The 11,915-nt window shown below is 52.5% G+C and carries 11 protein-coding genes; 2 read left to right on the forward strand and 9 right to left on the reverse strand.

The window, feature by feature from the left end; all coding sequences use genetic code 11:
- Positions 1–75 precede the first annotated feature (75 nt).
- Positions 76–1,338 carry an enterochelin esterase gene (fes, locus tag JK154_RS04540; RefSeq protein WP_211991373.1) on the forward strand — a complete coding sequence of 421 codons (1,263 nt, stop codon included), beginning with the start codon at positions 76–78 and terminating at the stop codon, positions 1,336–1,338.
- Between the two features lie 33 nt (positions 1,339–1,371).
- Here fes and fepC read toward each other — a convergent pair whose 3' ends face one another.
- The 4 genes from fepC to fepB all read right to left on the reverse strand — a co-directional run bounded on the left by fepC (position 1,372) and on the right by fepB (position 5,168).
- Positions 1,372–2,175, reverse strand: a complete 804-nt coding sequence (gene fepC / locus JK154_RS04545) for an iron-enterobactin ABC transporter ATP-binding protein (RefSeq protein ID WP_211991296.1) — start codon at positions 2,173–2,175, stop codon at positions 1,372–1,374.
- Positions 2,165–3,163 carry an iron-enterobactin ABC transporter permease gene (gene fepG, locus JK154_RS04550; protein WP_211991297.1) on the reverse strand — a complete coding sequence of 333 codons (999 nt, stop codon included), beginning with the start codon at positions 3,161–3,163 and terminating at the stop codon, positions 2,165–2,167. The genes fepC and fepG overlap by 11 nt, the downstream gene beginning before the upstream one ends.
- Entirely contained in the window at positions 3,157–4,164 is a 1,008-nt protein-coding gene (fepD, locus tag JK154_RS04555) for a Fe(3+)-siderophore ABC transporter permease (protein ID WP_211991298.1), read from the reverse strand. Before fepD ends, fepG begins: the two co-directional genes overlap by 7 nt.
- Before the next feature lie 95 nt (positions 4,165–4,259).
- The gene (fepB, locus tag JK154_RS04560; protein ID WP_249215781.1) at positions 4,260–5,168 is read right to left on the reverse strand and encodes a Fe2+-enterobactin ABC transporter substrate-binding protein; all 909 of its coding nucleotides are present in this window, start codon (positions 5,166–5,168) and stop codon (positions 4,260–4,262) included.
- A 305-nt stretch (positions 5,169–5,473) separates the two neighbouring features.
- Between fepB and JK154_RS04565 the strand changes: the two genes are divergently transcribed.
- Complete coding sequence (locus tag JK154_RS04565) at positions 5,474–6,364, forward strand: fumarylacetoacetate hydrolase family protein (RefSeq protein ID WP_211991300.1); 891 nt, start codon at positions 5,474–5,476, stop codon at positions 6,362–6,364.
- Between the two features lie 59 nt (positions 6,365–6,423).
- On the opposite strand, the gene flgL is transcribed toward JK154_RS04565, so the two are convergent.
- The 5 genes from flgL to flgH all read right to left on the reverse strand — a co-directional run bounded on the left by flgL (position 6,424) and on the right by flgH (position 11,875).
- Positions 6,424–7,365, reverse strand: coding sequence for a flagellar hook-associated protein FlgL (flgL, locus tag JK154_RS04570; protein ID WP_211991301.1), 942 nt, complete (start codon positions 7,363–7,365; stop codon positions 6,424–6,426).
- Between the two features lie 15 nt (positions 7,366–7,380).
- On the reverse strand, positions 7,381–9,033 hold the full coding sequence (gene flgK, locus JK154_RS04575) for a flagellar hook-associated protein FlgK (RefSeq protein ID WP_211991302.1): 1,653 nt from the start codon (positions 9,031–9,033) through the stop codon (positions 7,381–7,383).
- Positions 9,034–9,107: 74 nt separating this feature from the next.
- Positions 9,108–10,073 carry a flagellar assembly peptidoglycan hydrolase FlgJ gene (gene flgJ / locus JK154_RS04580; RefSeq protein WP_211991303.1) on the reverse strand — a complete coding sequence of 322 codons (966 nt, stop codon included), beginning with the start codon at positions 10,071–10,073 and terminating at the stop codon, positions 9,108–9,110.
- A complete protein-coding gene (locus JK154_RS04585; protein ID WP_211991304.1) occupies positions 10,073–11,170 on the reverse strand; it encodes a flagellar basal body P-ring protein FlgI in 1,098 nt (365 codons plus the stop codon). Before JK154_RS04585 ends, flgJ begins: the two co-directional genes overlap by 1 nt.
- Before the next feature lie 12 nt (positions 11,171–11,182).
- Positions 11,183–11,875: a flagellar basal body L-ring protein FlgH gene (flgH, locus tag JK154_RS04590; RefSeq protein WP_211991305.1), complete on the reverse strand. Its 693-nt coding sequence runs from the start codon at positions 11,873–11,875 to the stop codon at positions 11,183–11,185.
- Positions 11,876–11,915: the final 40 nt, after the last annotated feature.

Here is an 11,915-nt window from a genome sequence, read left to right on the forward strand (position 1 = left end):
ATAAATAGTGAGGGTATAACGCCCACTGACTGAGACCTGCCCGGCAAAATATGCAGGGAACCACAGCCGATATTTATATTTTATACCGTATCCCATCATCAGGAGAGGACAGTGACAGCAGGTGAATTCGGCAGCGAATTATGGTGGAAAAAACAACAAGGGCCAGCCTGGGTGCGGGAAGAGCAGGGTTATCGAGTCACCTTTTTGTGGCGAGATCCTCAAGGTTCTGAAAAAACTTCGGATACCATACGAGTATGGCTTTATATCACCGGGGTAACAGACCATCATCACGACACGCCACCCCAGTGTATGCAAAGGGTGAGCGGTACTGATGTGTGGCGGTGGGAAACCATACTCCCTGCTGAGTGGCGGGGAAGCTATTGCTTTATACCGTCATCACAGGCCTCTGACTTTGGTCAATACGTGCCCGGTGATCCACATATTAACCCGCTGGCCATCAGGCAAGGCTGGAAAAAACTGCTTCCGCAGGCGATTGCCGATCCCCTGAATTCCCTCAGCTGGTCAGGCGGTCGGGGACATCCTTTTAGTGGCCTTTCCTTACCCGATGCCCCTCCCCAGCCCGGCTGGGACGATAATGCCCCCTCCTGTCAGCCCCCAGCGTGTTTTGTATGGCATAGCCAGCGCCTGGAGAATCATCGGCGTATTTGGGTCTACACCACGGGGGAAGATACAGGACAGGATAAACCCCTCGCTATTCTGTTGGATGGCCAGTTTTGGGCTGAGTCAATGCCCATATGGCAGCCCATTACCACCCTGACACAAACGGGGCATCTGCCACCCGCGGTATATATCCTCATTGATGTGATTGATGAAGCCCATCGTAGTCTTGAGCTCCCTTGCTATGCCGATTTTTGGCTGGCTGTACAGGAAGAATTGCTCCCCTTGGTGAAATCCTCAGTCGCCTTTACGGATAAACCAGAGCAGACCCTGGTCGCCGGACAAAGTTTCGGGGGGTTAGCGGCCTTGTATGCAGGCCTGAACTGGCCTGAACGTTTTGGTTGTGTACTGAGCCAGTCTGGATCATTCTGGTGGCCAGACCGGCAAGGGAAGCATCAGGGGCAGCTTATCGAGGCGCTCAGTCAGGGGAAACTTTCTGCCTCAGGATTACGAATTGTCCTCCAGGCAGGCAGGCGTGAACCCCTTATTCTACACGTGAACCGACAGCTATATCCGCTACTGGCACACGCTAAACAACGGATCAGCTGCGAGATCGAAGGCGGGCATGATGCCCTGTGCTGGCGTGGGGGGCTAACCGCAGGGTTAATGACCCTCTGGCAATCCTCGGGGGTACAGGCTGCCAGTTTATCATCCCGCTGAAAATGGGGCTGACGCTTCCCACATGAGCAAAATCTATTCTCCCCTTGGCCTGCCCAGGGGGACAACCAGGGGAGTGCCGGCAACAGGATCGTCAATTATCATGCTCTTAACACCATAAATTTGCTCAATCAGCTGTGAGGTGACTATTTCCTCAGGCGCACCCTCAGCAACAATCTTCCCGTCACGTAGCGCGATCAAATGGCTGGCATAACGGCAGGCCTGATTTAAATCATGGAGTACCGCCGCTATGGTATAACCCTTCGTCTGATTAAGGTCCGAGAGCAGTTCCATCAAATCAATCTGATGACTGATATCGAGCCATGTGGTGGGCTCATCCAGTAACATAATCCCCGTTTCCTGGGCAAGGATCATGGCTATCCATGCACGCTGCCGTTGCCCACCCGAAAGGGTATCAACAGACTGGCTGGCCAGTTGTTGGATCCCCGTGGCCTGCATTGCACGTACTACTGCGTCTTCATCAGACTGCCGCCAGCGGCTAAACAGCGGCTGATGGGGGTAACGTCCCCGGGCCACCAGCTCCTGAACCGTAATATCGCCCGGGGCGGTAGCACTTTGGGCAAGTATCCCCACCCGTCGCGCGACTTCCTTACCCGGGAGCCTGGAGATTAAGGTGCCATCCAGTAACACCTGTCCTGCCAGGGGCTTCATCAGGCGGCTTAAGGCCCGCAGCAGGGTGGATTTACCACACCCGTTGGGGCCGATGATAGCGGTAAAATGCCCGTCAGGGATCGTCACCGTTAATCCGTTGACGATGATGCTCTTCCCATAACCTAATCTCAGGTTTTCCCCCGTTAAACGTGCGGTACTATGGGGCATTTTTACGTGACTCCCTAATCAACAAAACAATGAGATAGATCCCGCCAAGGCTCACCGTAATAACCCCGACAGGAAGCTGGTAAGGCATGAACAGTCGCTGACCACAGAGATCCGCGGCCAGCAGTAGCAAGGCCCCCCACAAGGCTGAGTGCGTCAGCCCAAACCGCCCGGTGCCACTGACCCGCCTTGCGATATGAGGTGCAACCAGAGCTATAAATGAGATAGGGCCCGCTATCGCCGTGGCGGCAGCGGTTAAAACAACCCCGATAAGCATCAGCACCATCCGTGAACGCTCAACCCCCACCCCCAAAGCTGTCGCGCTATCATCTCCCATTTCAAGTAACCGCATGCGCCTTACCATCAAGGCCCCGGCAATCATCGCCACCAGAATCACAGGAACAGCTGGCAATGTTTTGCCCCAGGTAATGCCATTCAACGAACCTGCATTCCATAACCCGGCGGAAAGTGCGGTTTCCAGAGAGGCGTATAGCAGTAGCCAAGTATTAAATGAGACCAGCATGGCACGGATACCAATACCAATAATAATCAGCCGAAATGTATCAATACCATTGCGCCATGCCAGCATCCATACCAGCAATGCACTGATTATCCCTCCTGCCATGGCTGCAAGAGATACCGCCGTCACTTGCTGATTAAAAAAGACCATGGCCACGAGCACGCCACTCCAGGCCGCGGTATTAAATCCCATGACGTCGGGGCTCCCTAAGGGGTTACGCATCAAGGATTGAAAAATCGCGCCACTGATCCCAAGGGCTGCGCCAATAACAATGGCCATGGTCACTCGGGGCAGACGCCATTGCGTCACCAGCATCGTAATATTGCGGGACCCCTCTCCCTCGAGAGCCTGAAAAACCTGTTCAAAACTCAGAGTGACCGTGCCACTGCGTAAGCTCCACAGGGCAAGCAGCAACCCCATCATCCCCAGTGACAGGGATTTAAGCAGCAGACGGGATGAAGGGGTTAACATGACAGGGCCTTGTTACGTCGACGAACCAGAAAGATTAGCGCGGGAGCACCGATAAAAGCACTGACGACGGAGACTCTTAACTCCCCGGGAACCAGTATTCGTCCAATAATATCGGCAAACAACAGCAAAACCGGGGTGGCAATCAACGTCACCGGTAAATTCCACCGATGATCAGCCCCCACCAGCCAGCGGGAAACATGGGGCACCATAAGGCCAACAAAGGCAATCGGTCCGACCAATGCGGTGGCACTGCCACATAATAGCGTAATGGTCAGCAGGCCAAAGAGCTGGGTACGTAATACCCCACTTCCAAGCGCACTGGCCGTATCAACACCGAGGCTCAAATTATTCAGTGAACGACACAGCAGTAAAGCAATAATTAAGGATAAAACAATGGGTAAAGTGACAATGTACAGGGTAGTAAACGTCCGAATGTCCAGGGAACCGGCCTGCCAAAAACGTAGAATGTCGTAAACATCCGGATTGAGTAAAGCAACACCACTGGATAGCCCCTCGAGTACCGCGGCCAGCGCTACCCCAGCTAAGGTCAGGCGTACCGGACTCAATTGCCCGCCCCCCTGACTACCGGTAAACGTCACCAGTACGGCTGCCACCAAAGCCCCACATAGCGCCATCGCAAGCTGGGTCAGTGGGGTAGCAAAACCAAATACCGCAGCCCCTAATACAATAGCAAAACTGGCCCCCGCATTTACCCCCAAAAGACCAGGATCAGCCAGGGGGTTACGCGTCAGCGTTTGCATGAGCGTCCCGGAGACGCCCAACGCAGACCCGGCCAGGATGCCAGCTAAAGTCCGGGGTAAACGGGCATCCAGCACAATCGTGCAGTCCGGGCTATGACATTGGCTGAACAAGGCGTCCAGCACCACTGAAGGAGGGAGCTGCCGGGCCCCCACCAGTAAACTTAATGCAACGGCAATCACAAACAACAACAGTAATCCGGCTATAGCCAAAGGACGACCTGACGGAGCTGGCGTAGACATAGCACGGTCCAGTATTCGATAATGATAATTGTTTCTTTAGTTATGCTACCACGTATTACATGACAAAAGTAGACCAGCTCCGGGCTGGCAGAACACTAACCAAATAACGCATTGAGGCGCTGCAGTATCAGCATGACGCTATAATAATCAAGGCGGAAAGTTTCCACGCCCAGGGCCCATACTCGTTTATTCTCCACTGACGGTAACTGGGACAACAACGCATTACTGTAGATGGCCGCCACGTCTTTATCATCCCCGGCAAACAGTAACATGCTTTGCCCGTTTAACCCCGAGGCCAGCTGTTCTCCCCCTAGCTGAATAATATCCTGTCGTTTTCCCTGACTTTTCAGTACTGGAATACCCTCTGGAAGCCGGGCTAAAGTGAAGCCTATCTGCTCAAGAAGCTGACCCTGAGCTGATTCCGAAGTCCATAAATTCGCCCGGTGGGACCCCGGACTGTAGACCAGGGCATTAACTGGCTGAGGAGGTAGCTTAATATGTTGTTTAAGCCTGGCCAGCTCAAGGTCGAATTCATGGATCCTCTGCGCGGCCTGGGCTTCATAGCCCGTAATTTCACCCAGTTCAGTCAGTAAAGTTTGCCAGCTTTTATCATCATAATTGACGATAAGGGTCGGAGCGATGGCGGAAAGCTGGTCATACAGTGCTAATGCCGAATCGCCACCTGTAGCGCTGATCAGAATAAGATCCGGCATTTCCGCCATGATGGCTTCTGCATTGGGCTCACCGATATAAAGACGAGTGAGATCCCGAGACCTGGCGACTTCCCCCCACTGACGCAGGAACCCCTGCCCATCAGCAAAGCGGTTATTCGGCATTGTGGCACCACTTGCAACCACCGGTGCCCCCAGGGCTAATAATGAGCCTGTTAACGTCACGCTGGTGGAGACAATACGTTCAGGCTGACTTTCCAGCTGGTGAACGCCCCGGCTGTCGGTAATACTACGTGGCCAGTCTGCTCCACTGGCCTGCGAACCTGCAACCATAACGAAACTAAAAAACAGCAGCGTCAGACGACGAGTGACAGAGGCGTAATTCACAGAATCCCTTTCATTCATTTATATAATGATTCTTATTTACATCAAAGGCTGAGAGAGTTCAAATATTTAGTTCATCGGTCATCGGGTGGGGATCGCCCGCAGGCTTGAAACCGCTGTCCGCGCACAGAAGGCGCGGACACAAACCGGTATACACTGTTATTGCGTTATACACGGCATCAGGGAAAGTCCGGAGGCAAATATATGCCTGCGGTGGAATGACTCAGTCATACGAGACTTAAACAGGACCCAAGATGAAACTACTGACTTATCTCGACAAATCCGGCCTGCCTCGTGTGGGGCAACTGTCTGGTGAAGATACCGTTATCCCCCTCTCCTACCCGGACAATCGTAAAGTGTCTGATCTCGTTGAACTCATCGCGAGTGAAGTGCCTTTAGCCACACTCAAAACCTCTGCCCCGGCATTGAATCTGGCTTCAGTACGACTGCTCGCCCCTATTCCCAGACCCGCCCGTAATATTTTTTGCGTGGGTAAGAACTATACGGATCATGCCAGGGAATTCACCCACAGTGGATTCGATGCCGGCCAGACGGACCTTAATGCTGTCCCAGCCAGCCCTATCGTGTTTTCCAAAACACCCGAGACCGTCATCGCCCATGGGGACGCTATCTGGAATGCCTCAGGGGTGAGTGAAGCCCTGGATTATGAGGCTGAACTGGCTGTCATCATCGGTAAAGGGGGACGGGGCATCACTCAATCAGCAGCCATGAGCCACATTTGGGGTTACACCATTATCAACGACGTCACAGCCCGGGACTGGCAAAAACGTCATCAACAATGGCACCTGGGCAAGTCCTTTGATACGTTCGGCCCGATGGGGCCGGTGGCCGTTACCGCCGATGAAATCGAGGGGAATAATCTTGACCTCAAGTGCTGGGTCAACGGTGAGTTACGGCAGAGTTCAAATACCCGTCATTTGATTTTCGACCTGCCCACACTGATTGAGACAATTTCAGCAGGGATAACGCTACACCCCGGCGATATCATTGCCACAGGTACACCTGAAGGGGTGGGTATTGGCTTCACCCCACCACGTTTCCTCAAGCCCGGTGATCTCGTGACGATTGAGATAACCGGCATAGGCCGTCTTGAAAACAGGATCAGTGATTTGCTTGCTGGCTAACGGGAGACGCCCTCTTCGGGGCACTCCCAGTCAGAACAACCCACAATTGAGCAATAGCGTTAGCTATTCATCTGGAACAATGACATGCCTTGCATATCACTGAAGGCTTTATAAGAGGCCTGCAAGGCATCTTTTTTCATCATGTAGTCAGAGATTACCGAATTCCAGTCAACCCCAGTCAAGGTTTTCATCTGCGTATCCTGTCCCAGTGCACGCTCACTCCCCAGGTCATCCAGGCTACTCAGTTCGGCCAGTTGGGTGCCTAACTCTGCACGTACTGTCAGCACATTATCCAGGGACTTGCTCAGGCCACGGCTGGTTTTATTCACCGCGTCGAGCTCAGAATCATTGAGTGTGTCGAGCGGTTTTTTGAGGGCGCTAATCGCGCTGTCGAGCATGTCGAACAGACTGGAATCGGTCCTGGAACCATCGTCACTCGATTTGTCCGTGACGGTAAAAATTTTATCCCCAGTGTGACCGACGGTCATGGTACGTGCACTGTCGACTTGCTGAGTAATAGAGGTATCCCCACCGACATACTTTACCCCACCGGTCTGGTCATCGAATGGCGCACTTTCGGTTTTATATCCACCAAAAATATAACGTCCATTACCATCGGTGCTGTTAGCCAGGTTCAGTAATTGGTTACGAACCCCTTCAAGATCCGTTGCAATGGAAGCGCGGTCACTGTCGCTGAGAGAGGCATTATTGGCGTTTACGATCTTGCCTTGAGCGCTGATAATGGCGCTACTCACTTGCCCCAGGACATTCTCTTCCAGTGATACTTTCTGGGTGGCAAATGAGCGGGCCAGCGTATACTGGCTGTTTTGCGATTGCGCCTGGGACAACACGACGGCCTGGGCCGCCACAATAGGGTCATCCGAGGGGCGATTTACCCGGTTACCGCTGGCAAGCTGCTCACCGGAGGCCAGCCAGGAACTTTGGGCGGTGGTCACACCGCGCATATTTTGTTCATACATCATCTGAGTACTAATACGCATCGTTAATGCTCCCTATCAGCGAATGTTAAGCAGTGCATCAAACAATGTTGAGGCTGTCTTCAGTACCTGGGCATTCGCCATGTAGTACTGCTGGAAACGTTGCAAATTCCCATACTCTTCATCGAGGTTGACACCAGAGATGGACTGCTGCTGGTTACTGAGCTGAATAGTGACATTATCCTGGGTGGTACTGATCACTTTCAGGCTGGCTGTTTTATTGCCCACATCACTAATCAGGTTGGCGTAAGCATCGTTAAAGCTTTTATTCCCCCCCACCACCTTGGCACTCTGTAAATCAAGCAAAGCCTGGGCGTTGCGGTTGTCACTCTCACCGGCTTTCGGGTCACTGGCTAAGGCAATTTGACTCTCATCCTTAATCCGTACCCCCATCGTCGCAATCACATCAGCGACAGGTTTCACAGTGAAGCTGTCATTCTGTTGGGGCTCGCCACTGACATCGACTTTTAAGCCATCAAATTTAAGGCTCACGCTGCCATTATCCCCGGTCACTTTACCGGATGGGATTTTGGCATTGTCAGACAGACGGGTCACTGTCCAGTCACCATCGTTAAATTCGACTTTATAGTCACTGGCCTGAACCGCCGTGCTGTCTATTCGGGATGCCGTCATCGTCGCCTGTGACGTATTCTTACTGTTGCTCAATACCGTTACCGGCCCGACTGCAAAAAAGTCCTTCCCCTCTTCCCCGTTCGCGTCGAAACCCTTCGTGTGCTGGTCATTAAAAGAGGTGGCGAATGCCTGAGCCATTTGCCCCAGGCGATTACGGGCATTATCCAGATCTTCGGAGCGAAACTTCAGCAAACCACTCAGTGATCCTTTGGTGACCTGGCTCTCAGGGATTTCAACGTTACCGGCTCCTGCGTCAACATAGGCCAGGGTAAGACGATTCGGATCCGCACTGGAACCCACAGCAGCAAGCTTAAACGCGGAGCTGCCCTGCACCAGGCTCACGCCATTTCCCATAGAAACGTTATAAGTCCCGCTATCCTGAAGGCTGACTTCAACACCGACGACTTTGTTTAAATCACTGACGAGTTTGTCTCGTTGATCCATCAGGTCATTTGGCTGGGAGCCAGCCCCAATCCCCGTCAGGCGAGAAATATGATCGTTCAGATTAGCTATCTGGCTGGCGTAGGAATTAATTTGATCCACACTACTGGTGACTGAAATATTGACTTGTTTATCAAGATCACGCAGGAACTGGTCGTTAACTTTAAACTGATTCGCCAGGCCTTCAGACTTACCCAGCAGGGTCTGACGGGCTGCTGGATCTTCCGCATTACTGGTCAGTGTTTGAATACTTTTGAAGAAGTCCTGAATATTTGTTGCCAGGGAACTCGTGGTGCCAGACAGAATATTGTCAATTTTAGACATTTGCTGGTACTGGGTTGTCAGCCCTGCACTTTGCGTCTGTGCCGCACGCAACTGGTTTGTGATAAACGCATCATACTCCCGCTGTACACCATTAACGTATACGCCGTTCCCCACATAGCCACCCGCAGTCAGGGAGCTTTTGGCCTGGGAAAGAAGCGTTGTCTGGCGGTTATAGCCAGCCACGTTATAGTTGGAAATGTTATTACCTACCGTATTCAGCGCCGCCTGGGCAGCATTCAGGCCACTCATGGCACTGTTAATTAAGCCGGACATGAAAATTCCTTACGCGCGGAGTGTCACAGGTTCTGACGACAATTATCGGCAGATAAATGCTGTTCTTGAGTGTTTTAGAATAAATTTGATAAATCCGTACTATAGGCTTTATTCACCTTGTCACTCATCGACTTTAACTGTTGGATCATACCCGTCAGTTTTTTGGCATAATCCGGGTCAGTCGCGTAACCGGCTTTTTGCAAGGCATGAGCCCCCTGCTCTGCCGATGCCGCATTGGTCACAGCGCTATAACGAGGGTTACGAGTCAAGACATTAACGTAATCGGAAAGCGCTTCGAGGTATGAGTTATAAACCCGGAAACGGGCTTTGGTTTTCTTCGCCTCACCATTTTCAAATTCTGTCGTCGTAATCTCCGTCACCTTCCCACGCCACTCCCCTGAGGCTTTCACCCCGAAGATATTAAAGCTTGGTGCACCTTGCTCGGTACGAATCTGACGCTGGCCCCAACCGGACTCCAGCGCGGCTTGTGCCAGAATCAGGTGGTGGGGAATACCGCTGGCCTCACTGGCCAATTTCGCCGGTAGTGAAAGCTGTGCCAGAAAGTCCCGGCTAGTGCCGCTGAGTGGCATATCATTACCCGGCGGGCGCGGTACAGCCTGACGGACAATCTGCGCCAGCGCTTGTGACTGATAGTTACTCACCTTTTGCGGCTCGAAACGCTGGGGGATCTGTTGTTCCATTTCGGTGCCCGGGGTACTATCACCAGCACTGTCACCGGAACTGTCTGACATTTGCTTCACCAGAAGATCCGCAAAGCCCAACCCTTTTTCACTGAGCTGCTGGGCTATTTGCTGATCGTACATACTGGTGTACATGCGTGTTGATTCACTACTGAATAATCCCTCTTTGGGCAGCGCATCACGCATACTTTTCAGCATCATCTGCACAAACATCCCCTCAACCTGCCTGGCAACCTCTTTCAGGTTCCCCTGGGGATCCTGGCCCGCCTGGTTTTTTAAGCGATTAAGTGCAGTGGCATCAAACGCCGCCCCTGTCATCAGCCCGGTATCATTTAGCATCAGATAATTTCCAGTTTCGCCCGCAGGCAACCCGCATTTTGCATCGACTGTAGAATCGACATCAGATCGATGGGTGTTGCCCCTAACGCATTCAACGCCCTGATAACGTTATTCAGGTTCGCACTGGCATTGACTCGCTGGACAGAACCACCGTTCTGACGCACATCAATTTGGGTTTGGGGGGTGACTACCGTCTGTCCACCACCGAATGGCGTGTTCGGCTGGCTGACCACATCCTGACGATTCACCGTCACCGACAGATTACCTTGTGCCACCGCACAGGTATCGAGGGTCACTTCACGGTTCATCACAACGGAACCGGTACGAGAGTTGATAATCACACGGGCATCCTGAATCGGCATATTCACTTGTAGATTCTGAATATCCGCCAGGAAACGCACCTGGGAACTCCCCCCACTCGGGACGCGAATTTGAATTGTTCGGCTGTCCAGGGCCGTCGCACTGCCATAACCCCGGGCCTGATTAATGGTGTCAGTTATCTGTTGTGCTAGGGTGAAATCATCCGTGTTTAACTGCAGATTCAGGGTATTATCGCGACCAAAGGAGCTCTGTAGCTCGCGTTCAATAATCGCCCCACCGGTGATACGTCCCCCATTGAGTTGGTTAACCTGGACGCTGCTTCCCCCAGCGGATGCCCCGGCACCGCCGACCAGCACATTACCCTGGGCCAGGGCATAAACCTGGCTGTCCACCCCTTTCAATGGGGTCATCAGTAAGGTTCCCCCGCGCAGGCTCTTGGCATTTCCCAGGGACGAGACCACAACATCAATATTTTGTCCCGAACGTGCAAAAGCAGGGTATTTTGCTGTCACCATCACCGCGGCCACATTTTTTAGCTGCATGTTGGTGCCGGTGGGTACAGTGATGCCCAGCTGAGAGAGCATGTTATTCAAGCTCTGGGTGGTAAAAGGTGTCTGCGTTGTCTGGTCACCCGTGCCATCCAGCCCGACCACCAAACCATAGCCAATCAGGGCATTATCACGAACCCCTTGCACCGTGGTAAGGTCGCGGATTCTGTCGGCTAACGCACAAGAGGCCAGCAATAAGAGCATGAGTCCGAGCAGATATTTAACCATGGAGATCCTCACTTACATCGGTGATACATTAAGGAAGAAACGTTGCAGCCAGCCCATATTCTGAGCCTCATTGATATATCCGTTACCGACATATTCAATGCGTGCATCCGCAACTTGGGTAGAAGCGACGGTATTACTGCCGCTGATGGTGCGTGGGTTAACTACCCCAGAGAAACGAATAAATTCCGTTCCCTGGTTGATGGCAATTTGCTTTTCACCAACCACATGTAAATTACCGTTCGCCAGCACCTGGTCTACTGTGACAGTCAGTGTGCCACTGAAGGTATTACTGGCATTGGCCCCACCTTTACCATTGAATGTATTCCCCCCGGAGACATCCACGTCGGCACGCTCATTGCCAAACAGTCCCGAAAGATAACGAGGGGTGGTATCAAAACCAAAATTCGTTTTACCATCGCGGCTGGCATTCGCTGAAGAGCTCTTACTGGCACTGACATTTTCTTGTAGCTGAATCGTCAACGTATCGCCAATGTTACGTGGGCGACGGTCTTCAAATAGCGGCTGATATCCATAGTTGACGGGCTGCGCACTCTGGAAGATGGAGCCGTTCACTATCGGGGCGGGTCCCGGGGCAGGTTGTGCAGTGGTCGCGCCTTCAACCAGTGGTTTTTGGGGAATAAAAGCACAGCCACCCACGAGCAGCAGACTCAATATTGCGGGACGTAACACCATCGTGTTTTGCATTACTCTCATCTTCAGGTCACGGCAGCCAGGGCAAATTCAC

It is taken from the genome of Citrobacter sp. JGM124 (genome assembly GCF_018257795.1).
Lineage (GTDB): Bacteria > Pseudomonadota > Gammaproteobacteria > Enterobacterales > Enterobacteriaceae > JGM124.